Annotated in this window: 13 protein-coding genes; 4 read left to right on the top strand and 9 right to left on the bottom strand. The window is 72.3% G+C overall.

Annotated elements, in window-relative coordinates:
• Positions 1-9: 9 nt before the first annotated feature.
• The gene (locus tag Vau01_RS49700; RefSeq protein ID WP_204008114.1) at positions 10-1167 is read left to right on the top strand and encodes a S8 family serine peptidase; all 1158 of its coding nucleotides are present in this window, start codon (positions 10-12) and stop codon (positions 1165-1167) included.
• A 189-nt stretch (positions 1168-1356) separates the two neighbouring features.
• Here Vau01_RS49700 and Vau01_RS49695 read toward each other — a convergent pair whose 3' ends face one another.
• The 9 genes from Vau01_RS49695 to eccCa all read right to left on the bottom strand — a co-directional run bounded on the left by Vau01_RS49695 (position 1357) and on the right by eccCa (position 12188).
• Positions 1357-1683, bottom strand: a complete 327-nt coding sequence (locus tag Vau01_RS49695) for a hypothetical protein (RefSeq protein ID WP_204008112.1) — start codon at positions 1681-1683, stop codon at positions 1357-1359.
• A complete protein-coding gene (locus tag Vau01_RS49690) occupies positions 1680-2078 on the bottom strand; it encodes a YbaB/EbfC family nucleoid-associated protein (RefSeq protein WP_204008110.1) in 399 nt (132 codons plus the stop codon). Before Vau01_RS49690 ends, Vau01_RS49695 begins: the two co-directional genes overlap by 4 nt.
• A 25-nt stretch (positions 2079-2103) precedes the next feature.
• Entirely contained in the window at positions 2104-4254 is a 2151-nt protein-coding gene (locus tag Vau01_RS49685; RefSeq protein WP_204008108.1) for a hypothetical protein, read from the bottom strand.
• A gap of 82 nt (positions 4255-4336) precedes the next feature.
• Positions 4337-4687, bottom strand: a complete 351-nt coding sequence (locus tag Vau01_RS49680) for a hypothetical protein (protein ID WP_204008106.1) — start codon at positions 4685-4687, stop codon at positions 4337-4339.
• A 16-nt stretch (positions 4688-4703) separates the two neighbouring features.
• Positions 4704-5000: a WXG100 family type VII secretion target gene (locus Vau01_RS49675; RefSeq protein WP_204008104.1), complete on the bottom strand. Its 297-nt coding sequence runs from the start codon at positions 4998-5000 to the stop codon at positions 4704-4706.
• 11 nt (positions 5001-5011) lie between these two features.
• A complete protein-coding gene (locus Vau01_RS49670) occupies positions 5012-5314 on the bottom strand; it encodes a WXG100 family type VII secretion target (RefSeq protein WP_204008102.1) in 303 nt (100 codons plus the stop codon).
• A gap of 60 nt (positions 5315-5374) precedes the next feature.
• Positions 5375-6766, bottom strand: a complete 1392-nt coding sequence (eccB, locus tag Vau01_RS49665; RefSeq protein WP_204008100.1) for a type VII secretion protein EccB — start codon at positions 6764-6766, stop codon at positions 5375-5377.
• Positions 6767-6768: 2 nt separating this feature from the next.
• The gene (eccD, locus tag Vau01_RS49660; RefSeq protein WP_204008098.1) at positions 6769-8190 is read right to left on the bottom strand and encodes a type VII secretion integral membrane protein EccD; all 1422 of its coding nucleotides are present in this window, start codon (positions 8188-8190) and stop codon (positions 6769-6771) included.
• Positions 8191-8192: 2 nt separating this feature from the next.
• Positions 8193-12188, bottom strand: a complete 3996-nt coding sequence (eccCa, locus tag Vau01_RS49655) for a type VII secretion protein EccCa (protein WP_204008096.1) — start codon at positions 12186-12188, stop codon at positions 8193-8195.
• 136 nt (positions 12189-12324) lie between these two features.
• Here eccCa and Vau01_RS49650 point away from each other — a divergent pair, with 136 nt between their 5' ends.
• The 3 genes from Vau01_RS49650 to Vau01_RS49640 all read left to right on the top strand — a co-directional run bounded on the left by Vau01_RS49650 (position 12325) and on the right by Vau01_RS49640 (position 26384).
• Positions 12325-23838, top strand: a complete 11514-nt coding sequence (locus tag Vau01_RS49650) for a WXG100-like domain-containing protein (RefSeq protein ID WP_204008094.1) — start codon at positions 12325-12327, stop codon at positions 23836-23838.
• 17 nt (positions 23839-23855) lie between these two features.
• Positions 23856-24740 carry a hypothetical protein gene (locus Vau01_RS49645; protein WP_204008092.1) on the top strand — a complete coding sequence of 295 codons (885 nt, stop codon included), beginning with the start codon at positions 23856-23858 and terminating at the stop codon, positions 24738-24740.
• A gap of 63 nt (positions 24741-24803) precedes the next feature.
• Positions 24804-26384: a hypothetical protein gene (locus tag Vau01_RS49640; RefSeq protein WP_204008090.1), complete on the top strand. Its 1581-nt coding sequence runs from the start codon at positions 24804-24806 to the stop codon at positions 26382-26384.
• The last annotated feature ends 1 nt before the right edge of the window (position 26385 follow it).

The following is a 26385-nucleotide window of genomic DNA, read 5'->3' as shown; positions in this document are numbered from 1 at the left end:
CGGGTACCGATGCGGTTGAAGGTCGTGCTCGCTGCCGCGTCCGTCGCGGCGCTCGCCCTGCCCGCGGCGGAGGCCGCCGCCGATCCGGCGCCGCCGGCCCTGCCCGCGCCGGCGTCCGGATGTGTCGGCGCGTCCGCGGTCACCGTGCGGGACCTGCCGTGGGCGACGGCCCGGATGGCCCCCTATCTGCTGTCCCGCTTGACCGATGGCCAGGGTGTCACGGTCGCGGTGCTCGACAGCGGGGTGAGTGCCGGGGCCGCGGGCCTCGCCGGCGCGGTGGACGGCGGCGTCGACGTCGTGTCCGGCGGCCCGGCGACGACGGACTGCCTCGGCCGAGGCACTGCGTTCGCGGCGATCATCGCCGGCCGGCCGGTGCCCGGCAGCGGCGTCGTGGGCATGGCTCCCGGCGCCGGCATCCTGCCCGTGCGGATCATCGACCCGCAGGGACGGGTCACCGCCGCCGCACTGGCGACCGGGATCCGGGAGGCCGCCCGGCGGGGCGCGAGGGTCATCCTGGTCGGCACCGGACTCGCCGAGGACAACCCGGACCTGCGCGCCGCCGTGGCCGACGCCGTCGCCCACGACGCGCTCGTCGTGGCACCGGTCAACGACCGGACCCGCGGAGAAGCCGGCCGGCCGCCGGCGGCCTGGTTCCCGGCGGCCGATCCGCAGGTGCTGGCGGTGGGCGGGGTGGCCGTCGACGGCAAACCGACCGAGGTGACCGGCCCAGCGGCCGGCGTCGACGTGCTGGCACCCGCGCAGGGCGCGGTCGTACCGGGGCCTAGCGGCATCGGTCACTACGGTGTCGGCGGCACCGGTGTCGCCGCGGCGTTCGTGGCGGGAGCCGCGGCGCTGGTCCGGGCGGCGCATCCGGAGCTTTCCGAGGCCGCCGTGCGGACCCGGCTGCTCGACACCGCCGAGCGGCCCGGCACGGGTGGGCCGGGAACGGTCGATCCGTACGCGGCCGCCACCACCGTGGACGTGGCGAGCGGCCAGCGCACGGTGCCGGACCGGCCACCGGTCAGCCTTCCGGAGGCGTCGGCCGGGGATCCGGCCGTGACCCGGGCGTGGCTCCTGTGCGGCACGCTCGGTGGCGCCACCCTGCTCGCGCTGGTGGTGCTGTGGTTGGTCCGGACCCGTCGCAGCGGCGCGCCGCCGCTTGCGTGAATCAGCGCCGAGATCAGGACATCGTCGGGACCGCGGCGCTCCGAAGTGTCCGCTCAGTACGCCAACGCCGCTTCCGGCACCCGTGCCGAAGACAACGACGCATCAGCGGGGAAGTCCGTCCGCGTCATGGCGCGCACGAACTTCCCCGCTCATTGAATCCGATCAAAGCGGACATCGGACGACCCGTGGTCAATGCCGTCCGTTCCATCCCGAGGCCTGGTCGATGGCCTGGTCCTCGGCGAAGTTGAAGTTGGCGGCCAGCAGCGCGATCGACGTCTCGTCGCCGGCCGCCAGGCCCTGCAGGGAGACCAGCAGCATCCGGACAGCCTCCATCTCCGCGTTGCTCTGTTGGAGGATCTTCGTGTCCTCGTCGGTCTTGACCGCGTCGACCACCGAGCCAATGCCGTCGATCGTCCCGGAGTACTTCTTGAGTGTGGTGCGGACGTGGTCCTGTACCGGTTGCATCGCCTCGGTGAGGCCGTCCGTCTCGACGTTGAGGTAGAGCGGGGAGCTCATGACCGCTGCCTTTCCCGCATGATCTTCGCGACCGCGTCACTCATCATCGTGTCGACGTCGATCGGGCCGCTCATGATGTCCAGCAGCGGAAGGCCGGCCGGCAGCACGGACTCGAACGCCGCGGCCACCTTGCCGAGGCTCTCCCTGCGGGCGGCCCGGATCGTGTCGACGAGCAGGGTCGCCAGTTCGGTCGGCGACATCGTCCGGTACGAGCGGGTGCGGAAGGCGATTCCGGTCAGCTCGCCGCGGCCGTCGACGGTGACGGACAGCTCGCGGTTCTTCGACGTCACCGTGGTCGAGTCGGCGAGCACGCCGGCCTGAGCCCCTCCGATGGCGGCCTTGGTCCGCTCGTATTCGGCGTGGATGCTCTCGAGTTCTTGGCGGTTGTCGGGCACTGTCTTCTCCATTCAGTGTCGGGTTTCAGTGTCGGGCGCGCGTCGGGGTGTGCGCGGGCTGGTGCGGCCGCGAGCGTGGCGTCGACGAGCGGTCGGTGACCGGCGTGCCGGTCGGGGTCGCGTCGTCGTCGGCGCCGATGACGGCCGGGCCGCAGTCCGGGTCGGTGCCCCAGACCTTCTCGTCCTCGGCGAGCCAGGTGGTGCGTTCGCGCTCCTTCTCGTTCTCGCCGCGGCCGCCCATGCCACCCATGCCGCCCATGCCCATCGGCGGCATCATCGGCGGGTACCCGGAGGCGTTCGCCGGGGTGGTTCCCGTGGTCGTACCTGGGGAGGTGCCGGTTCCGGAGCCCGGCGCGCCGAGGGTGGAGCCGTCGCCGGCAACCCCGCCGTTCGACCCGGCGCCCCATCCGGTGCCGTCGGCGCCGCCGAAGCCGCCGCCGCCGCTGACGCCACCGCCGCCGCCGAGGCCGGCGCCGCCGAGGCCGGCGCCGCCGCCGAGCCCACCACCCGCCGCGGCCCCGGCGATCTCGATGCCCTCGCTGCGCAGGATGTCTTCGAGCGGTCCGGGACCGGTGTATCCGGGCGGGCTCGCGCCCATGGGGCCGATCAGAACACCGCCTCGGTTCTCCGGCAGTTCGAGACCCGGGGCGGACGCACCGCCGCCGAACCGGTTGCCGCCGCCGGGTGCGCCGCCCGACCCACCCGGACCCGAGCCGGGGAAGCTGAATCCCGAACCGATCCCGGGAAGCGCGAAGCCGTTGAAGCCCGACGTGCCGGTGGGTCCGCCGGAACCCGGGAAATCACTGCCGCCAAAACCCGAACTGGTGAGACTGGCGGGGTCGAAACCGGGACCGTCGTTCAAGTCGGTCCCTGGCGGAGTGTTGAACAGCTCCGTGTTCGATCCGGAGCCGCCGGGCCCGTTCGGGAGGTTGAAGCCACCGAAATCCGACCCGCCGCTCTCGAAGGTCGGCGGGTTGTTGCCGCCGCCGCCCCCGTCGCCGCCCCCGCCGCCGTTCTTGAGGAGGTCGTTGATGTCGATGCCGCCGTCGCCGCCCCCATCGCCGCCCCCGTTGCCGTCGCCCCCGCCGCCGCCGTTCTTGAGGAGGTCGTTGATGTCGATGCCGCTCTCGCCGTCACCGTCGGGGTCGTTGGGATCCTTGTTCGGGTCCTGGGTGGGATCGGTGACGCCGTTGGGCGGCGGCAGGTGCTGGATGGTTCCCATGCCGCGGCCGAGGGATTCCCACAGCTTGCTCATGGCGGCGATCAGGTCACGGCTGGCGGTGCGCGCCGCCGTCTCCAACGCGGTGTGCTTCTGCGTCCAGGTGACCTTCATCGCGTCGTTGAGCTGGTCCCAGCCGGCCTGGCTGCCGAGGTTGTAGACGCCGAGTCCGGTGATGGCGCTGAAGTCGAAGTTCCATTTGGCGTCACGTGCGCCGACCCACCCATTGTTTTTGTAGTAGGAGTCGGCCTGGTTCTCGATGGAATGGATGACATCGGCGAGGAGCCAGTTGGGGTCGTAGTACCTGTAGTTCTTGAACTCGGTCCAGGCGTTCTCCAGCGCGGACCTGAATTTGGTGATCGCGGCCGCCGCCTCGTTGAGCAGGACGATCCAGCTGCTGGGTTCGGTGACGAACGTCTGGAGCTGGTCCAGGCCGGCGCTCAGATCGTGCAGCGCCCACATGAAGACCTCGGCGGCGGTTCCTTTGAAGCCTGTCTCGTCCTTGTCGATCTGGTTAGTCAGCCCTGCGATCGTCGGTTCGCCGGAGTTGCGCAGCCAGTCCATGACCTTGGCGAGCACGTCGGCGGCGGCGGTGAAGGTCGAGGCGTCGAACAGCGGGTTGGTGCGCAGGGCGCCGACGACCTTGTCGCTCAGCGCGACGAGCTGCTGGGCCTGCCGGGCGGGTGACATGTCGCCGCTGGGTTCGAAGAAGTCGAACTTGGCCCGCAGCAGCTGGAATGCACTGCCTCTGCCCTGGCGGATGACGCGGTAGATGGTGATGTAGTTCCAGCCCAGGTGGTTGGAGTCCAAGGGCATCCAATGCTCCCACGGATGCTGGTTGCTGTATTCCAAGGTGCCCCCGAACGCCGCGTCCAGCGTGACCCACCGGGACGCCGTGACCCGTGTGGGGTCGATGTCGCCGGCGTCCCCGTCGAGCACGGTCTGCAGCGTAGGCACCCAGTCCAGCTGGCTGACCCCGTTCCATGTGCCCGTATCATTCGGCGCCATCGACCCCGCCCGTCCTTTCAGGTGTTCGGATTCACTTGGTGGTAGCGTTCGCCTGCACCCAGTTCGGCGCGTCGCGCAGGAAGTCCTGCGCCGACGTGTCGTTGAGGGATTCGGCGTCGTCGGTCACGATCCGGTAGAGCGAGATCTGGTTCGCCCGGTTCGTCGCGGTCGACGACAGCTGGGTCAGCGTCGAGTCGACCGCCTGTGTCATCGACTTCACCCGTTCGGTGACGGCCAGACCCAGCAAGAAGTTCTTCCCGCCGGCCTTGACCGTGAAGTTCGCGAGCGGCCCGTGCGGGCTCGCCGCGATGTCGACGCCCAGCTGGCGCAGCGTCTTCTCGACCTGTCCCATGAACGCGTCGTCGACCTCGATGTTCGGCATGGCACCTCCCGCCGACTCAGACCTGGCCGCCGAACAGGGATGCGCCCTGCGTATCGGCGATGTGGTAGGTGTCGCGGATGTTGTCCAGCGCCGTGGCGCCCTGGTCGAGCGAGCTGTTCATCTTCGTCAGGCCGTTGTTCCACAGCTGCTGCGCGTGGCGGTACGAGTCGGCCGCGCCACCGGCGTTGGCGGCGATGAACTTCTGCACGTAGCCGTCGAGCTCGTGCAGCGCCGCCTCAACCGACTTCGTGACGCCGCGCAATTCCATGCCGGAATCGAGCAGGCCGTTGGGATCCAGACCGTAGGTCGCCATCTTCTCTCTCCTCAGTTGATGTACCACTTGGACATCTGCGACGCCTCGTTCTCGGCGTTGCCCGACACCTGCAGGTGGCTGTTCATCGCGCTCTCCAGGTCGGTCAGGCCCTTCTGGACGTCGCGCAGGCCGGTCATCCAGTTGGCGAGTGCGTTGCGGTACCGCGCGGCGGCCTCGCCGTGCCACGGCACCGACGACGACACCGCGTCGACCGACTGGAGCGCCGCGTTGGTGTTGGCCATCGCCTGTTCGAACGCCGACAGGGTCTGGCGGATGGTTGCTTCATCGACCTGGTTTCCCATGGAATTGGCCATGTCCGGGTTTCCTTTCCGTGCTGGTGTTGCGGTCGGGTTGGGTCAGGTGGGCGGGTGACGTCACCTCCTCGCCTCGGCCGGATCGAGGACCGACCCGGTCGGCAACAGGTCCAGCAGTGCCGGCGCGACCAGACCCGCCGCGGTGGCGTTGTATCCCAACGCTTTCGCGACGTCGGCGCTCGGTACCGGAAACTTCACGCCGGCGTCGGTGACGAGGAACAGCGCGCCACCGTTGGCCTGTTCGGCCCGCCCGAGACGGACGAGGCCGCCGACACCGGCCGCCATGCGCACCGCCGCCGCGGTCTGCGCCGTCCGCGTGATGCCGAGCGCGGTGCCGGTTGCGGCGGACGGCATCGGGGCGGCCGGGCCGTCCGCCGTCAGGGTCGCCGCCGCGATCTCGCCACGCCGGCGAACACACCAGGTGGCGCCGGTGGCCGGCGGCGGCAGGAGGGCCGGTTGGGCCGCGGGCACGTCGTCCGGCAGTACGGGGCGGGTCGAGTGCGGCAGTTGACTCAACGCGCCCGGGGTCAGCGGGATCGGCTCGACGCGGGCCGTCCCGTAGACGGTCGCGGTGGCCGGATCGCCGAGCGCCAGGGCCAGGGCGGTGGCTCCGAGCGGGCTGAGACCGTCGCGGCGCAGCAGGTAGTGCCGGTCGGGGGTGCCCGCGACGCGGGTGACGTACACCTGGCCGATGCGGCTCGCCGTGCCGTCGATGGCCGGGCCCGGTTCGCCGCGTCCGTCGACCGGCAGGCCGTCGAGGTCCGGTCCGGGCAGCAACTGGTTGAGCCAGGCGGCCGGCACGTCGACGGCGGGCCCGTCGAGCCCGAGCACCGGAGCGACCCAGGGCCTGGCCAGCCGCAGCCGCCGGCCGTGCCAGACGAGGTACTGCTGCTCGTCGGGGCCGCGGACGAGCAGGGCGCCGTCGTCGTCCTCCGGTCGCGCCGGGCGCCGGTCGACGGCCAGCGCGGGTACGGTGCCACCGGTCGCGCCCGCCGCGGCGCAGACGCTCCACCACGTGCCGGTGAGGCCGCCCGCCGGCGGCAGGGTGTCCGGTGCGCCGACGATGCCGAGCGGAAGCCCGCGCGGCACCGACCGCAGCGACGCCGACGACACCGAGGTCATCGGCGGGCGGCCGCCGAGCAGCAGCACCGCGGAGGCGTAGTTGAGCACGGGCCGCAGCGCGCCGGCGACGAGCACGTAGCGGGCGCCGGTGTCCTTCTCGACGATCAGCGTGCGCGGCTTGCGCCAGGCCGTGTCGCCGCCCGGCCGCAGGAAGCCGTAGACGGTGAAGCCCGCGACGACGAGCCCGGCGAGGAGGACGCCGACGACGGTACCGACGACGATCCGCCGGTGCGGGTTCTCCAACGCCTCCGGTTCGGCCATCACCAGCGCGGAGGTCAGCCTGCCCAGCACGTAGGACTGGGCCTGTACCTGGTCGCGGCGGGTCTGCACGGTCAGCCTCCGATCGCCCGGGCGAAGCCGTAGACGTCGAGCAGGGCCAACAGCACCGGCACCTGGGCGATCGCGACGGCGGTGTACAGCAGGTCCCCGATCCGGCCCCAGTACGGCATCAAGCGCCGGCCGGGCGCGTACCGGGCGATCAGAACGCTGACCACGCCGCCCAGCGCCACCCCGACCGTGGGCACCAACAGCCGGGCGAGCGGCTGCCCGCCGGCCAGGTGGACGGTGCCGGCAGCCAACCCGACCGCCGCGGCGCCGAGCAGGGCGAGGCGGTGCCAGCCGCTGGTCATCGGTCGCGCGGCCAGCACCAGGGTCAGCGCCGCGAGGGTGGACAGCACCGGCGCCGGCCAGCCGCCGGCGGTACCGGTCACGACGAGGGCCAGCGCCGTCGGAACGGCCAGCCCGCCGTACAGGCCCGTCATGTACCGGTCGGCGGTCGCGGCCCGGTCGAGCACCTGCGTGCTCGGGACCGGATCGAGATCCTCCTGCAGGTGCTCCGGTGCCGTCGGCAGCGGCGCCAACCGCAACCCCGACAGGCGGAACGCGAGTAGCGGCACGACGGTCAGCCCGAGCGTGGCGGCGCCGAGCAGCACGCCACCGGCCTGCGGCAGTGACCATTCGAAGGCCGTGCCCAACCCACCGGCAAGGGCGACAAGCACGCCGGCGGTCAGGATCGCGACGCACAACGGACGGAGCGCGGGCAGGACCACGAAGGCTAGCAGGCCAACCGCGGCGACCGCGACGGCGGCGGTGAAGATCTGCGGGTTCGCCCAGAGCAGCCCGGTCGGGCGGTCCGGTGGGTTGGGTGCGACGAGCCCGGCCAGCGCCGCGTATCCGGCCGCCCCGGCCAGCAGCGCCGTCGCGGTCGCCCGTAGCCCGGCGATCCGGCTGACCCCGGCGGCCGCCACGAGGCACGCCACCGCGACGCCGCCCGCCACCGCGGCCCGCTGGTCGGACCGGCCGGGCAGGACGAGGACGGCCAGCCCGACGCCCAGCACCAGCCACAGCAGCGCGGTCGCCGCCCAGCGGGTCATCGCCGGGCGCCACCGGCCGGCGCGGTCGCGGGTGGCGCTGGCGACCCCGTCGATGAGGTCGTCGAAGTCGGCCGGTGGCAACTGGTCGGCGCGCGGACGCAGGTGCACCTCGTCGCCGTCGTGCAGCGCCAGGGAGCTGACGGTGCTGTCCTCGTCGAACGGCGGACCGCCGAGGCGCTGCAACACCCAGCCGCCGTGGCCGAGCCCGTTGTCGGCCAGGTCCTCGCCGAGGTGGTTCAGCAGCACCGGAAGCAGGTCGGCGACGACCACGTCGACCGGTACGGCCAGGTCCATCCGGCGCTGCGGCGCGTACACGGCGAGCCGGCACACGCCGGCGGCCGGGACGTGAGTGCCCTGGCCGGTCTGAGCACTGGGTGTCATCGTCACACCGTCACAACGGATTCGGCGGTCGCCGGTTCATCGGCGTCCACAGTGGACTCCGTCGGCACGAACGGCGTCTGGATGAGCCGGCTGCCGCGCCGCGTGCACAACAGCGCCCGCCCCGGCGGGAGCACCTTCGCCTTCGTGTTGCCCAGCAGCGGACCCTCGGACGGCGGGCACGACAGCACCACGTCCGGACTGTTGGTCTCCTGCAGCCGCCGCACCAACGGGTCCATCGACATCCGCATGGCGCCGGCCGCCGCCCGGGTCAGGACGAGGTGCAGGCCGATGTCGGTGCCCTGTGCCAGGAACGGCAGGAGCGGCAGCAGCGGCGACTCGTGCCCGCTCACCAGGTCGTAGTCGTCGACGAGCACGTACAGCCGCGGCCCGGACCACCAGTCGCGGCGCCGCAACTGCTCGGGTGTCACGTCCGGCCCGGGCACCCGGGTGCGTAGCCCGTTCACCGCGTCGGCGACCGTCGCCGCAATGGAGTCGACGGAGACCGAGTAGCCCAGCCGGTACTCCTCCGGGATCGCGTCGTACAGGCTGCGCCGCACGTCCACCGCCAGGATGCGCACCTCGCGCGGGGTGAACCGGCGGGTCAGCGCGGTCGCCACGTACCGCAGGAAGTTGGACTTGCCGCTGCGGCTGTCGCCCATGACGGTCAGGTGCGGAACCGCCTCGAAGTCGTGCCAGACCGGACCCATCTGTTCCTCGTCGAGGCCGATCACGACCCGCAGGTCGCCCTCCGCGGCCGGCAGCCCGACCGCGTCGAGCACCGCCGGCAGCGTGCGCACGGGCGGCGCACCGTCACCGTCCCAGAACTCCTCGACCACCGCTGCCAGGCCACGCGAGCCATCGGCCACTGTGGACGGATCGGTGTCGCCGTCGATGCGGGGCAGGCCGGCGAGGAAGTGGTACTTCTGCGCGGTCATTCCGCGGCCGGGCACCTGGGGTACCGTCGCCGCCGCCCGCAGGTCGATCGCCGAGTCCACCGGATCGCCGAGCCGCAACTCCAGCCGAGTGCCGATCTGGTCCCGCATGCCGTGGTGCACCTCCGACCAGCGGGCGGCGGTGAGCAGCAGGTGCACGCCGAAGTTGAGGCCGCGCGCCACGATCTGCCGGATCACCGCGTCGATCGCCTCGAACTCCTGCCGCAGTGTGAACCAGCCGTCGACGACGAGGAACACGTCACCGTACGGGTCGTCGACCGTTCCCTCCGCGCGGCGCCGCCGGTACATGGCCATGCTGTCGATTCCCAGTTCGGCGAAGCGCTGTTCGCGTTCGGTGATGAGCGCGGACACCTCGGCGACGGTCCGGCTGACCAGTTCGGTGTTCAGCCGACCCGCGACGCTGCCGACATGCGGGAGCGACTCGATCGAGCCGAGCGTGCCGCCGCCGAAATCGAGACAGTAGAACTGGACCTCGCGCGGGCTGTGCGTCAGCGCGAGCGAGCAGATCAGGGCACGCAGCAGGGTGCTCTTGCCGCTCTGCGGACCGCCCGCGACACCGACGTGGCCGCCGACACCGGCAAGGTCGACCAGCAGCAGTTCGCGGGCCTGTTCGAACGGGCGGTCCACGAACCCGACCGGCACCACCAGCGCGCCGTTGCCGGGCCAGCCAGCGGCCCGCAGCCCGGCATGGGGGTCGGGTCGCAGCGGTGGCAGCAGCTGATCGAGCGTGGGCGGACGATCCAGCGGCGGCAGCCAGATCTGCCGCGCCGGCGCGCCGCGCCCGGCGAGCCGGTCGACGACGACCGACATGACCGTCGGCCGCTCCGGCGACTCGGGGGCCGGCTGAGGGCGCGCGGTCCGGTCCGGCTGGCGCACCTCGACGCGGTCGAGCCCGAACGGGACCACCTGCCGCTCCACGACCTCCTGGTCGGTGCGCACCAACTTCGGCCGGTACGGGCCGGACACGTACGCGGCCTTGAACCGGACGAGGGTCGACACGTCGGTGCGGATGATCCCGCTGCCCGGCTGCGACGGCAGCTCGTGCGCGTCGGGCACGCCGATCGCGGCCCGCGACTCCATCGCCGAGAACGTCCGCAGCCCGATCCGGTACGACAGATGCGACTCCAGCTGGGTGATCCGGCCCTCGTCGAGCCGCTGGCTGGCCAGCAGCAGGTGCACCGCCAGCGAGCGGCCCAGCCGTCCGATCATCACGAACAGGTCGATGAAGTCGCGGTGGCTCGCCAGCAGCTCGCTGAACTCATCGACGACGACGAACAGGGTCGGCAGCGCCTCCAGCGGCACGCCCTGTGCCCGCGCGCGCTCGTAGTCCAGCGCCGAGCTGTACCCGCCGGCCTGCCGCAGCAGCTCCTGCCGGCGGACCAGCTCGCCGTGCAGCGCCTCGCGCATCCGCCCGACCAACGCCACCTCGTCGGACAGGTTGGTGATGACCGCCGAAGTGTGCGGAAGCTGCTCCAGGCCGAGGAAGGTCGCGCCGCCCTTGAAGTCGACGAGCACGAAGTTGAGGGTCTCCGACGGGTGGGTGGCGGCGAGGGCGAGCACGAGGGTCCGCAACAACTCGCTCTTGCCCGAACCGGTGGCGCCGACCAGCATCCCGTGCGGACCCATGCCGCCCGATGCCGACTCCTTGATGTCCAGCTCGACCGGCGCGCCGCCGGCGTCGAGCCCGATCGGCACCCGCAGCCGGTCGGTCGGCGACCGGGCCGCCCACGCCCGGTCGACGTCGAGCGTGGCCAGATCGCCCAGCCCGAGCAGCGTTCCGAGATCGAAGTCGGACGCCAGTGCCTGCGCCGCGGGTTCGCTGGCCATCCCCAGCCGGTACGGCGAGAGCATCCGTGCGACCGCGTGCGACCGGGCCATGCTGAGCCCGTCGGCGATCGCGAGCACCGACCGGGTCTCCCGGCCCACCATGTCGTAGCGCACCCGTTCAAGGCACCCCTCGGCGATGTCGAGCCACAGCAGTTCGCGCGGGGTCGTCGCCGGCGGGTCGCCGCTGAGGTCGAGCAGAACCGCGTTGCGGTAGCCGCCGGACGTCAACCGGCTGCCCGCGGCGACCTGACCGCCGTCGCGGACCACGACCAGGAACGGCTCGTCCCGGCTGGCGGTCGTGCCGGCCTCCCACCGCGGCCGGTTCTGAAACTCCTCACCCAGCAGGCGCTCCAGCGTGTCCATGCCGTCGGCGGCGAGCCGGACCGGTCCGGCACCGTCCTGGTCGCGCAGGTGCTGCAGGTGCGGCAACCACTTCGCCCAGTCCCAGTCGCCCCGGCGATCGGCCGCCACACACAACGCGATCGTCACCTCCTCCGGCGCGTGGAACGTCGCGAGCTGACCGATCAGCGCACGGGCCAGCGCCCGACGCGCGTCCGCCTCGCCGGTGAGCCGGATCTCGCTGAACCGCGAGAGCAGCAGCGCCACCGGTTGGTCCGGCACCGTCGAGTACGCGTTGATGAAACGGCGCAACGACTTGGCGGACAACGGTTCCAGGTCCTCGATCGGCTTGGTCGACAGCGGTGCGATGCGCACCGCGAGCCGCTGCCGTCCGGTACCGACCCGCAGCTCGAGGAAGTCGGGGTGGGTCGGCCTGCGCTCCCACCGGCGCGAGGTCATCGCGACCGCCCACAGCCCGGCCGGCTCGGGATGGCGCCACGCCCCCGCCTCCCGCTGCTGCGTCACCACCGCGCGGATCCGCTTGCGCTGCTGGCCCAGGTAACGAAGGTAGTCGCGACGGTCTCCGCCGACCCGTTTCTTGCGCTCCCCGCCGCTGAGCAGCATCTGCCCGACCAGCATGCCGGCCGTCGCGACGCCGATCAGGCCCATCATGACCCAGGTCAACGCGCCCCGGCCACGCCCGAAGAACATCATGACCATCACGCCGGTCATCAGCATCATCGGCAGGATCATCATCGCGCTGCGCAGCCCGTTGCTCTGCACGTCGGGAATGGCCGGTGGCTCCTGCAGGCTGAACTCGCCCGCCGGCACCTCCGGCCCGTCACGGCGGGCCGGCCGCCGGAACACCTTCACGGTCACGCGACGCCTCCTCGGTCGGAACTGACCTCCTCACTACGTCCGATCGGGCCGCGGGATCACGCTGTCGGATTTTCATCACGTCCGTGAACCGGCGCGCTCCGGAAACGTTGTTCCCCCCCGACGAGGGGAGTCGACTGTGGCGCTCACTGTGTCCGAGGAGCTCGGCAATTTCCTGTACGCGGTGACCGGCGAGAAGTTCCTCGGCGCCAACGAGGACAAGTTGTGGGCGGCCGCCGACGCGCTGAAGAACGGCGCCACGGACATCGACGAGATCCGACCGCTGCTGCAGGTCGCCGTGCGCACCGTCCGCGACCGCGTCGGCGGCAAGTCGCACGAGGCGTTCCTGGCGACGATGGAGGAGTACCTGCGCGATCCCGGTTACCTGAGCATGGCGGCGAACCAGGTCCGCGAAATGGCCGAGGCGATGCGCAACCGGGGCACCCAGGTCGAGTACGCGAAGATGCAGATCATCGCGGGAGCGATCGAACTGTTCGCCTCGTTCGTGATCGCTGCGGTCCTCGCGTTCTGGAACCCCGCTTCGGCGATGACATGGCTCGCCGGACGCGTTGCCGCGTTCCGGTTCCTCCAGTACGCCTGGATGCGGTTCCTGCTCACCGAGGTCATCGGCTCGATCATCTTCGAGACCGCCACCGAGGGCTTCATCGACGTCGTGGTGCAGACCATCCAGATCCGCAACAACCACCGCGACAACTTCGACTGGGACCTGTTCAACGACGCGCTCAAGGGCGGCGCGATCGGCGGCGCCACCGAAGCCCTCGTCATGCCGCTGTTCCACGGACTCGGCCACGTCGTCGGCAACCGGCTCACCAACCCGTGGCTCCGCGGTGCGTTCGACAAGGTCAACACGATGAGCGGTGCGGCGCTGACCGAGTACCTGGGCGCCGGCTTCAACGCGCTCAGCGAGGGCCAGGGCTGGGACGTCGACGGCATGAACGCCGTCAGCGGCGCGATCGGCGCCGGCTTCGACATGACGGGGCAGGGGATCGGCGACTACTTCAACAAACTCGTCTTCGGCCCGCACAACGGTCCGAACCGGCCGCCGCCGTCCGATTCGCCGGCTGACTCGTCGTCTGATTCGGCGTTTGACTCGGTGTCACAGGGCTCCGGCGATCCGGAGACCCAGCCGTTGCTGGGTCCGGACTCCGACGCCGACTCCGATGCCTGGTCCGACACCGACTCCCTCCTCAGCCTGGGCTGGCCCGGATCCTCCGACTCCGACGGCGGCTCCGAATGGGGCGGCTCGGACGCGAACGCCGATCCGTTCGACGACTCGAACGCGGTGGACCAGCCGGTCCAGGTGGCGCCCTCACCAGTTCCGCCGGCGCCGTCGCCGGATTCGTCCGTGCCGTCGCCGGTTCCGCCGGTGCCCGTGCGCACGGCGCCGCCACCGGCGGGCCTCAACCCGGTTGCGACACCGCCACAGACCGGCGCGTCGCCGGTTCAGCCGCCAGGCCAGCCCGGACCGGGTCAACCCGGGCCGACTCCCGTCGCGCCGCCGCCGGGATCGGGTCAGCCTGCGCCGGGTCAGCCTGCGCCGGGTCAGGCCGGGCCGACGCCGGTCGCACCACCGCCCGGGTCGGGCCCGGACACACCGCCGCCGGGTCACGGCAGCGACGACCAGGCGACCGTGCCTCCGCCGGCGTCGAACGACCCCGCCCATCAGGCGCCGACCGCGAGCCCGCCGTCCACTGTGGAGCAGCGGGCGACCGCTACACCGTCCACTGTGGACCCCGTTGCGGCCGGATCCGGAAGCGGTCTCGACAGCCTGGAGCGCCACGTACACCGGGCCGAGGCCGTACCCGCGCCACCGGCTGGCACACATCCGCTCACGGCGTCGGCGACCGACCCGCACGAGCCGCCGACCGACTGCGTGGTCCGGGCGTGGGACGCGTACGAGGCGGTGTACGGCCGCCGTACCAACCAGACCGTGGCGGTCGACGACAGCGTCACCACCGGTACCGCCGGGCTGCTGTCCGCGCTGGGCGGCCGGGCCTCCACCGTCGGCGACCCGGACGCGGTGTGGAACACGGTCACTGGTACTCCCGGCGCGATGGCACTCGTCATCACCCGGCCGCCGCACGGTCGCGGACACGCGTACTGGCTGCTGGCGGACGCGCGTTCGGGCAAGGTCGTGCCGCGCTGGGTGGACACCCAGCAGCCGGGCCGGTTCGACGAGCCGGCGCGTTGGGGCGACGATGCGCACGACCCGTGGGCCGACGGGCTGCGCGCTCCGGACACGAGGGTGCTGCTGATCGGGTCCGACGGCCGGCCGATGACCGAGCGGCCGGTGCCGGTCAGCGGTAGCGTCGCGGCTCTCCTGGACCGGGCGCCCGGCCTCGCGGAGGCCGGAATGTTGCCGCCGCCGCGCGGTGGCGGCGCGGGCCGGGGTCGCGGACGCGGGACGGCGTTGCCCAGCAGTCCGTCGACCGCCTCGCTCACCCCGCCGAAGGGCGTTGCGATCGAGCACGCGGTGGAGGTACCCGGCGACGGCGGCCTGCTGAGCGCGTTCGTCGCGGCCGATCCCACCGCGATGCGCGACCTCGGCGGGTGGAACCGGGTGGTGATGCGGGCACTCGACCAGGTCGCCGCCGACCGGCGCGCCCGCCGGTTCGACCACGGGGCCAGCCTGACGTTGGCCACGCAGGCCTTCGAGCAGTACCTGCTCAACCGGCTCAACGCGCTCGGAGACCCGGTCTGGCAGCGCATCGGCACCCTGGTGCCACGGGAGGAACTGACCGCCGCCGGCCTCCGCCGCGACGCCCGGGGCGTACGCCAGTGGGCGCGCACCGTCATCGACGGACGCTCCGACACCACCGATCCGCACGGCGCGCTGCCGTGGTTGCTCGGCGAGATCACCGGCCGCCCGGTGCGGGTGACGACCGCCCCCGACGTCTCGCACCTGATCCGTGCCGACGGCGACGGCGCGGCGGTACATCTGGCTCCACGTCAGGTCGCAGGCGGTACGACGGGCGGACCGCGCGTGCGCTACGACGTCGTCGTTCCACCGACCACCGCCGAGGGCCATACCGGCACTCCGCAACTACCGGTGGCGAGCTCGTCGTCGGCGCCGCCGACCCATCTGTCCCTACTACCGCCGCCGCCATTTCATCCCGTTCCTCCGCCTCCGCCGCCACCTCCGCCGCCACCTCCGCCGCCGCCGCAGCAGACAACAGTCCCGCCTCCGCCTCCGCCTCCACCACCGCCGCCGACCCTACGGATGGCAGTTCCGCCACCGGCGCCTGCTGCGCCGGCGCAGCCTCCGCCCCCGCTTCCCCTCGCGTCGCCTCCGATACGGCTGACCGCCGCACCGGACGTGATTTCGTTCCAGTGGCGACAGCACCGGATCCGGCCCGACGATGTGCGGATCGCGAACGTGGCCCAGTCGGTCGCCAGCGCGATCCGGGCCCACCGTGACATCGCGTCCGACGGCAGCCCGATCGAAGTGGAGATCGAAGGCGGCGGCAACGGCACGCTCGGCCGACTGCAGTCGGCGATTGCGACCGGGGGCGAGCGTGCCTGGCAGGTGCGACGGCAGCTCGAAGCCGAGGTGTGGAGGCTCCTGCGCGGTGTCGACGTACAGGTCCGGTTCGTCGAGACCAGCCGCGGCCGGCGGATTCCCGGGGATGTTCCGAACCCGACGGGCGCATACGTGCGCTTCCGCGAGCGTCGGCGCGACGTGGTCGTCCGGGTCCGCAGCACCGGATGGACCCTCGAGTCGCCCGCGGCACCGCGGCCGGACGCGCCGCGACGTGTCGACCAGGAAACCCGAGCCGCCTGGCTCGCCGCACCGATGAACCCGGCCGACCGGCTCCCGCTCGCCGGCGCCGGGGCCTGGGACCTGTTCAACGCCATCATCATGAGCGATCCCGCCGCGGTCGCCGGTCTCGGTGGATGGACCACTCAGGCCAGGCGCGAGCTGTCGCTGGCCCACGAGACCCGTGCGGCCGGACCGCCGCCGAATCCGGCCGCCCGACTCGACGCCACCCGGCTGGCGACCGTGCGCGGCGAGCTGATCAACCAAATGCGGGCAGCGATCAGCCAGCACATTCCCGCCGACCTCGCTCGTCCGCTGATGCCCCTGCTCGTCGCGAACGCCACCGACGACGATGTGCGGCGGTGGTTCGACCAGGCACTCGCGGGGCGACGCCCCCAGAGCGTGGCCGGACCGCATCTGCTCCGGCTGGCCGGGTACACGCTGAACCGCGCGATAGTCACCACGTCACCGGGTGCCAACCCGACGCTGGCGTGGGAGCACGCCGGTGGGCCGCCGATGCGACTGATCCGGGAGGTCCATCCGGTCAACCCCGCTGTCCCCGAGTTCACGGCCTGGGTTCCCCCCACGAACCAGCCCGCGCCCGGTCCGAACCCGCCCGGTCCGAACCCGCCCGGCCCCAACCCGCCGGTCGTCACCGTGCCGATCGCGCTGGATCCGCTGGCGTACGCGGCGGGCTCGCCGCGCGGCACTCTTCCGCACATCGCGGCGGCGGCCGCCGAGATCCGGCGGATCGCGTCGATCAACGGGGTTCCGGCCGAGCAGCTCGACCAGACCGCCCTGAGCCAAATGTTGATGACCCATTCCCGTCACCTGGTCGGCGCCGGGGTACCGATGGTCATCGGCGAGGTCGAGTTCCTGGTCAAGCTGAACCCGACCGACCCGGAGAGGATCGTCGACCCGAGCCACTCGACCACGTCGCCCCGGCCGGTACCGCCGCCGACCGGACCCACCACCCAGACGCCGGCCGCGCCGGCTCCCGGCCAGCAGGCCGTGGGTCAGCCGGCCGCGGGTCAACAGGCCGTGGGTCAACAGGTGCCGGGCCAGCCGGCCGCGACCGAACCGAACGCGACCGGCCGGGCCCGCAAGGCCGGCATGACAAAGGCGATCGAGGTCATCCAGGGCCTGTTCAGCGTCGGCGCACAGAGCAACAGCCGCTCGGGCCCCACGACCTCGCTGCGCGGCCGGCTCGCCGCCACCTTCTCGTTCGGCATCCCGGGCGCGCTGCAGGCGGCCAAGGCCACCGTCACCGCCCGGTTCGTCGCCAACGCCTCGAGCCGCACCACGGGTACCGTGCGTGATGCCGAGACCGGCCACGTCGAGGACACCCGTGACCCGGCGACGCTGGTGGCGGCCAAAGCGACGTGGTCGATCAAGCACCGCACCGTCGCCAATGCCACCTGGGCCGACCTCGAACCGTCCACAGTGGAGGGTCAGCCCGATTCGACCGAACGGTTGCTGACGTGGATCCCGGACCAGTACCTCGATCCGCCCGAGGAGACTGTCGCCGCCGATGTCACCGTTCCCGACCGGCCCCAGCCGACCGGCACGCACGAACGGGCGAGGCTGCAGCGGACCATCCCCGAGACGTTCTTCTCGTCCGGGATGACCAATCTGGCCGAGTTGAGCGACGCGATGCTGGCCCAGATGCGCCAGGTGGGGCTCGATGTGCGGATGGGCAGCCCGCTGCGGACCCAGGCCCTCCACCTGTTGTGGAACCTCGACACGCATCTCGACAAGGCGGTCAACGACCTCGACGGGTACGAGTTCATGCTCAGCCACCGGGGCCGCTTCATCGCCCAGGTGAATGTCCACAGTAGACGGCGCTCCGCGGGCCGGGTCGGTGTCACGGCCAACAAGGCCCACATCGAGATGGTCCGCACCGCGATCGCCGGCATGAATACGTCGCACACTCTCAACCAGGAAACGACCGTCGAGACCGGACTGGAGCTCCAGTTCGCCCCCAAGCCGACCTCCCTCACGGCGCGCCTGCCATACGTCAGGTTCAGCTGGTTCAACAAGGACACCACCAGCGCCGGGCGTACCGGGCTGTGGGTGATGGCGTCCCGGTACTCGGGGCCGACCACGGGGTACGACGCCGAGCTGGAGCACACCGTCACCGTCACCGCCCGCCCGTCGCGCAACCTGTTGCGCCGCAACGGGCGCGGGCGTGGCGCGGCGGATCGGCGGCCGATCCTCCCGCGCCGGCTGGTGCACCCGCTGCGCGAGGCGACGTCCGCCCCGGTGGCCGGTCGCACCCTGCTGCGGCTGCCCACCGCCGATGCCGGGCTGCACGGCTTCGAGGTACCGAACCGGCCTCCGCCACCACCGGCCCCGGCGGCACCGCCGGCCGCGCCGCGGCCCGCGCCGATGCTGCCCGAGTACGCCAAGAACGGTCGCGGCGTCGGCCAGGCCCTGGTGAAGGTCGAGCGCTTCATCGTCAACGACCTGCGCCAAGGTGTCGTGCAGAGCCTGCAGCTACAGGGTTTCCTGCCGCAGCGCATGGACCGGCCGTTCCAACGCACCTCGGTCTTCCGGTACAGCGCGAAGACCGACAGCCAGGTGGCCAACCGTGCCCTGCTGTACAAGGCGATCTCGGCGTCGGGCCTGGACTCCAACTACAACCAGATCCATCAGGACGGGCTGCCGGTCACGCTACGGATCCGGCACGGCGGGCCGTTGTCATGGTGGTACCTGGACACGGCTCGCGTCACGATCAGGGCGACGCCGGGCGGCGGGAGGCACGGACCGACCCCCGGCCGGTACACCAACGAGCACCAGATCGTGAACCTGGCCATGGGACTGAACTCGACCGGATACTCGACCGGCGGTGGCCGCAAGCTGGCGGGCGGATTCCGGCTGCGGTTCAGCCCGAAGGCGACGCCACGGTTGAAGACGGTCGGATTCGGCCCCGAGGTCGACATCAGTGCCGAGGCGTCCAACTCGGTCAACAATGTGGTCAACATGCCCAAGCTGCTGGAGTACCCCGGCGAGCTGGCGGAGTTCCGCCTGCCCAGCGACTTCGAGGTGACGGTCGAGTACTCCAGCCGGAGCCGGTTGTCGTTCCGCCGCTGGTTCACCGCGGCCCGCGAAATGCTGCGGACCGGTGGGATGCGAGCCGACGCGACTGTCCACATGGTGCCGCACTTCGACGTGGTGGACACCGATCCGAACGTACCGGCGCCGCCGCCCGGAACCCAACCAGCGGTCGCCGGACAACAAGCAGCGGTGCAGCAGCCGGCGGCGGTGCAACAGCCGGCGCCGGCGCAGCCGCAGCCGGCACTGCCGGTACGACAGCTCCCGTCGACCCCGGGCCTGACCCACCCCAGCGTCCTGCGCCAGGCGGCCGTCCTGCACCTGGAGTCCCAGGGTGCCACGGAGTTGATGCGCCGGCTGATGCCCAACTTCGGTGCGCCCGGCGAGTCCGGCGACGACGAGATCAACACATTCGTGAGCCACACCAGTCTGCTGGCACACCTGCGGGAGATCATCGAGAACCGGTACAGCACCGACTCGCTGTTCAAGGCGCGGTTGCGCCGGGACCGGTTCGGGGCCATGTCGGTCGGTGGCCGGCTGGGCAGGTCGACCTTTGTCGGCACCACCACCGACAAGTACGTCCTCGGCCTCATCCAGCTCGGCCTGACCCAGGCCGGGCAGACGGCCACCCGCAGCCGCGGGATCGCGTTCGCGGCCGACCTCGGGCAGGGCGGTGACCCGCCGGCGACGCACGTCTCCGACCTCACCGGCACGCAGGCGCCCAACATCCGGATCGGCACGTCCACCAGCCGTACCCTGAAGACCACCGGTGGGCGGGAACTGCTGGAGCTGAACTTCCAGCGGGCGTACGCCTTCCGGACCACGGTCGACCTGACCCTTCTCGGCGCGGTCGAGTACAACGCCAAGCTGTGGTGGCGCACGATCACGCGGGGGAACGGAACGCTCCCCGACCGCACGATGATCTACGTGCTGTCGGAGCCCGACGCGCTGGCGCACTACGCCGACGATCGGCTTCCGTTGAGCGACGAGCAACTCCACGACGTGATGCAGCGGTACACCGCGGGCACGCTCCACCTCGACAACACCCTCGCCGCGAAGATCCTGACCCGCTGGAAGAACAACCTGGACCAGCCGGCACCGCCGGCTCCCGTCGCACCGCAGCCGGCGCCGCAACAGCCGGCGCTGTACCGGTACGCCCGCGTCCTGGCCGACCGGTACCGGTTCGACGGCCTGCCGATCGCCCCCGGGTTTGTCGGCGACTTCGTGCAGGCGTTCCGGGCCGATGCCGCCAACCAGCAGGCGGCCGTCCTGCTGGCCCGCGCCGACGACGCGCTGACCCGGGCGATGTGGACCCCGCCGTACCTGGCCGAGAACGGTTCCCAGTCGCTCGGTCACGCGGGAATCAAGGAGCTGAACCTCACCACCGACGTCTACGACCTCGTGCGCCGGGCGATCGACGACGCGGAACCGGGACTGCTCGGCCGCGAGCACGGGAACTGGACCGACGGGACGTCGCGGGTGTACGTGTCGTTGCCGGGCGCCGACCCGAACGCGGTCGTCGGGCAGGTCCAGGGCGGCATCGACGGGCTGCAGGCGGCCCTCGCCGCCGACCGGGTGCAGCCGATGGCCGAACAGATGCTGCACACCGAAGGCATGACGCTCTACCTGACCAACCCCGTGCTGTGGGGCGTCAACGAGATCCTCGAAGTCAAGCTCCGGATGTCGCTGACCCCCGGACTGACGTTCGGCGACTTCGTCCCCGAGAGCGGCAACGAGAACTACGGCCACCAGTACGTCGAGCGGACCGAGTCGGAGTCCGTCGTACACAGCCGCTCGGCCGGGGTCGGCCTGCGCATGCAGGAGGACACCGACGGCCGCACGCCGCCGGACAACCCCACCCCGGAGGAGCAGGAGTACTTCCACAACGAGCGGCGTCCGAATCCGGTCCAGTCGGTGGGTGTGCGTGCGGCGGAGGGACGCACCCGCGCGACTAACCAGTCGGAGCAGATGACCGCCGAGCAGACCGCGTACGACTGGTCCGGCTACTACCCGGCCACGACCGACGTCCGCCTGGACGTGACCGTCTCCCGGCGCTCGACGGCCGGCAGGCCGATCAACAACACGCTGGCCTGGTTCCGGCAGACGGTTCCGATCGGTGCGCCGAAGCCGCAGACCAGTACCGGTAACACCGCGGGCACGATCACGCTGAAGATGCCCAAGGGCATCGCCGAGACGCAGCCGTTCCACGGCCCACGAGAGCGGCCCGACCTGGCGGCGATCCCGGCGCTGCCCGGCGACGCCTACGTCAGCGCGACGTTCCTCGACGATGGCGTGCAGGCGGCCCGGGACATGCTGAACAATGCCCTGGCCAGCCGGTCGCTGACCGAACGCTTCCCGGGGTTGCGCCGGGTGCTGCCGACACGCACGCCGGCATGGCTGGTCGCCGCCGATCCGCGGCCGCCGCTGCGGCGCGCCCTGCCCTGGCTCGCCCGCCTGTTCGGGCGCAGCCCGCACCTGCGGGACAGTCCGGTCGTCGACGCGCTGTTCTCCCGGTTCCACCAGGCGGCACACGTCAACGCCGCCATCCGGCCCGACGGGTTCGAACTCGGCGACGGCGTGTTCCAGCCGGGCCACTCATCGCGCCGGGCCAATGTGCGGATGCGGGGTTCGCTGTACAACATCGACGTCATCGCGCCGATCACCGGCGCCGGCACCGGCCGCTACGCCAAGTCCAACCGGGCCGCCTCGTCGAGCCTCACCAACGAGCAACCCAACCCCGCGGTCTCCGGTAGCTTCGGCGTCCCCGCCCGGGTCGCCGACCTGGACCCGGCGCACCCCAATGCCACCAGCGCCGCGCACAACTACGACGGCGTCCTGGACAGCGTCCGGGAGGCGACGGAGACGATCGGCGACACGGCCGCGGAGGCATACCGCCGGGAACAGCATGGCAAACAGCTCGGCGACAGTGTTCTGGTCCGGCTGACCGGCACGTTCCAGCTGACCGCGACCGTGACGAAGCACGGCTGGGGCATCCTCCAGCCGACCCGGGTTCCCGGTGAGTACACCAGCCGGTCCTTCAGCGGCGACGTGTACGTGCAGATGTTCACCGGCCAGGTCGAGGAGCTACGGCAGCAGCTCGCCGAGGAGCAGGCCCGCGACGCCGTCGACAACCCGCTGCCACCGGCGACGCGTCCGCCGCTGGACCGGCAGACGACGCCGCAGGTCTCGTTGACCACCGAGCTCGCGAGGCTGGCCCGCGACCCCGACGCGCCCGGGGTCGTCCACCCCGATGCGACGGCCCGGCGGGCGGCGGCGGAGATCGCGCGGCGGGTCCACAACCGGGTCGACCGGCGCAACGTGCTGTTCCTGCGCGCCGACGAGGCGGAGCGGACGCGGGAACTGGAGGACGCCATCAGGGACTGGGCCCGCGGCCACCTCGGCCAGGCGAGGCTCGACGCCGTGGAGCGGCGGTACCACCCGGTCGGCCGGCGCGACCCGGCCGTTCGCATCGACCGGACCACCCACCTCATCAACGAAGTCAACGAGTGGCACCAGAGCCAGCAGCCGATCGACCCGGCCACCGGCCGGCCCCGACTCGTCGGTCCGCTGACCCTCCCGCCGACGGCGGAGGTGATCGGTCTCGACCCGGTCGAGGTGGGTCGGCAGGTGGCCCGCCGGTTGGGCATTCACGTGTACGTCGAGGCACCCCCGCAGCGCCGCCGCCGCGGCGGGCCGGCGCTGGTGACCACGTACATCGAGCCGACCGGCCGGCATTTCGAGCTGGGCACGGGCGACGCGGTCGGGCGGCACTACGCACTCCTGGGCGCCATCCGGGACGGCGTCCGCGACGACGTCATCGCCGAACGGTTCACCCGTGACCATCTGGTGCGGCTGGCGGCCGACCGGGGACCATTCCACACGGCTGTCCGAGACGCCGTCGACGAACGCCGCAACCCGCCCGCGTTCACGCCGGGACCGCCGGTGCCGCTGCCGACCACCACGCCGCAACAGAACCGGGAGATGCAGCGGCGCAACCTCCGACCCGGCGGCGTGCCGCCACAGCCGGACTCCTGGTACACCCTCGGCGACGACTCCTGGTTCGCCGCCTACGCAGCGTCCGAAGCATTGGCGGCGAACCCCCCGCAGCCCCCGCGGACCCCTCGCGACGTGCGTCGGGAACTGGCCGGGATCCTGCGCGACCCGGCCCGGGCGATCCCGTTCGCCGCCCGGATCACCCCGAACCGGCACTCCTACCAGTACGCCGACTTCCTGGCCGCCCTCGACGACGAGATCCCGCCCCGCGGCCCGATGCTCGACCGGCTCATCGCGATCGCTCCGCTGATGCTGAACCGGCACGTCCGGACGCTCGACACCGCCGGGCACTGGGCGCCCAGCGGTCCCGTGCAACCGTCGCCGCTGCGGTTGGTGCGGGTCGGTGGGCGTTACCGGCCGCTGATCACCGGCGCCGGGCCGGCGCAGCAGGTAGCCGTGCCCCGGCCGCAGGCGCCGCAGGGCCGGCCGTCGACCCAGGAGGACCGGGCCACGCGGCAGACGGCCGTGGACATCGTCAACCAGGAGGTCGCACCGACCTATCCGGCGCCCGAGCGGGCGGCGCTGGAACTCAGCGTGTACAACATCCTGCGCCTGAGCAGGAACGTGGCGCAGGCGCGGGCCGAGGTGCGGAGCCGAGTGCAACATCCGGCGCAATGGCGGCTCGCGGCCGAACTCGTGATCCGCCACACCGGCTTCGACCTGCCCGCCGACGAACGCGACGAACTCGAGCGACAGGTGGCCCTCATTCTGATCGGCGGGGGAGACGCCGTGGCCGTGGAACAACAGATCCGTACGTACCTCGGCTGACCCGGGAAGGATGCGCCGTGACCACCGCCACCGAGGACCCGCACGCACTGCACCGCCTGCTGCTGTGGGCCGACTCCGCGCTCGCCGACGACGTCGTCACCGCAACCCGCTCCTGGCTCGCCGCCGGGCTGCACGCCGATGTCGCCTCGGCGGTGGCGTTCGCCGCGATGTCGGCCGGCGTGGTCCCGCCCACGGACGGCGGGCGGCCGGCCACCGTGCCCGCCATCGTGCTCGCGTCGACCGGACCGCGGTGGCCCGCCGACGGCCCGTTCGGCGCGCTGGACCTGACCGGCGACCACCCGGCGGGCGCCGGGCCGGACGCCGTCGACCGCGGCGCGATCGAGTTGGTCCGGTTTGTCCCGGACGCGGTCGCGCTGTGGCGGTCGTGGCGGTTCCCGGCCGGCGCCACGCGGGCCGGCGTCGACGGCACGCGCGGCTACCTCGTCCGGCTCGTCGACGACGCGCCGGACGACCACCCGCCGACCGTTGCCGCCTGGATGCAGGCCAACGTCGCCGGGCCCGACCCGCTGATCCGGGTCTACCGCGGCGAGTCCGAGCTTCCGGTGCACCAGCGGATGGCGCTCGATCGTGGGGCGCTGCTGTGGACCCGCCAACCGGCACGGCCGTTGCGCATCGCCGGGGCCGGTGCAGCACCGCCCACGCCGACCGAGCGGGCGTACCTGCACAGCGGCGTCCCCGTGCTCCTCGACCCCGACCACCACGGCCCCTGGCCGGACCCGGCCGGGCCACCGATGATCCGCACCGACGGCACCTGGGTCTGGTCGGACTCGCAGTCCACTGTGGACGTTGACCTGGCCGAGCACATCCAGCTCGCCGGCACCCACGCACCCGACGTCGACGACATCACGGTGCGCCGGGCGGTCATTGCCGTCTCGTCGTGAACTCCGCACCGGTCCATCCGTTGTAACAGGGCCAGCCGAGTGGCGTCGCGGAGTGGAGGAACGGTGCTGGATACCCGAACCGACATGGTCGGTACCCGGCTCCCGGCCGGGTGGAGCTTCCTGGCCGAGCCGGTCCTGACCGGAGACCCGGTGCCCGGTGCGTTCGTCGTGGAGATCAACGTCGATGCCGGGGGGTTCCGCGTCGACGGCCGGCTCACGCCGCCGTCCGTGGTGGCCCGGGCCGTCGCGGCGGTGCGCGCCAGCGCCGGTGCGGATGCCGGGCGTGACGATCCGGTGCTGGTCGTGCCGCACGGCCCGATCCCGGCCGGGCCCGCCGCCGATCTGTTGTACGGAGCGCTGGCCGACGCGCTGGGCGTGCTGGTGACGGCGTCCGACGGCCCGGTCGTCCTTGTCGGCGACAAGCTGACCACGCCGGGCGAGATCCAGTGGTGGGCGCCGGCCCGCGGCGTCGTGGGCGTCGGCGGCGACTTTCCCACCGCCGGCCCGACCACGTCCGCTCACCCGGTCGATCCGGCGATTCCGACCCCGCCGCCCCCGGCCCCGCCGGCCCCGCCGCCCCCGCCGGCCGAGCCCGCTCGCGGCCGGGCCGCGGTCGTCCTCGCTGCCCGGGCGGACCACGAGCCGCATCCGGTCACGGTGACGAGGCTGAACGGGGTGCACGCGCATGCCCTCGACGCCGCCCGCTGGACCCGTCGCTGGACCGGCGTCGAGACACCGCCACCGCCGCCGTCCCCCGGTACCGGACCCGGTGCGATCGACCCGGTGCGTGCGGAGGACGGCTGCGCGCCCGCCGGTCAGGTCGGAACGGATCCCGAGCCCGGCCCGCCACCGCCGGAGACGACCGACCAGCCGACCCGCCCGGTCTGGATCGCCGCCGCGCACTGGGGAACCGACGAACGGACCCTCCTGCGCCGGGCGATCCGGCAACGCTACGACACCCACGCCCGCGCGGTCGGCCGCACGATCGCCGAGGAACCCGGGCTGCACGCCGGCCGGCCTTCCACCGACCTGGTCACCGACCTGGTCGCGCTGCGGGCGTACGACGTCGACGACCGTGACGCGGTCAACGCCGCGCTGCGCACCGGGACCGGCACCGACCGGGAGCTCCTGCTCGCCCGCGGCGCGGCCGCCGGCCTGGGCCGACTGCCCGCCGTCTTCGGCCCGGTGTTCGCGTCCGGCGACACGGACCTCATCGGCCGGCCCGGCGACGAACTGGTCGAGCCCGGTTTCCTCGACGCCGACCTGGTCCGGACGGTTCCCGACGGCGTTCCCGTCGAGTACGTGATCTGGTCGGTCAGCGCCCACCGGCTCGGCAGCCTGAGCCCGGAGCGACCGACGTCGGTGCTGTTCGGCCCGGGCAGCCGGTTCGTGGTGCTCGCCGTCGACCGGCCCACCCATGCCGCCGACGACGGCGCGCCGGTCCGCGTGCTGCTGCGTGACCGCACCGATCGGCAGGACGGCCGTTCCGGGCTCGACGAACGCCTGATCACGCGGCTGCGGCTGGCCCTCGAACAGCCGTCCGCGCGGGAACACCGCCGCCCGCTGTCCATCGCGCCCGGGTTCGACGCCCGCGGCAATCCCTTCACCGCCGCCGACCCGATCGCTTCACACGGAGGACAGTGAC

Origin of the sequence: Virgisporangium aurantiacum (assembly GCF_016863635.1) — a bacterium.
Taxonomy (GTDB): domain Bacteria; phylum Actinomycetota; class Actinomycetes; order Mycobacteriales; family Micromonosporaceae; genus Virgisporangium; species Virgisporangium aurantiacum.
Note: the sequence above shows the minus strand (reverse complement) of the source record. Positions and strands in the feature narration are given on the sequence as shown.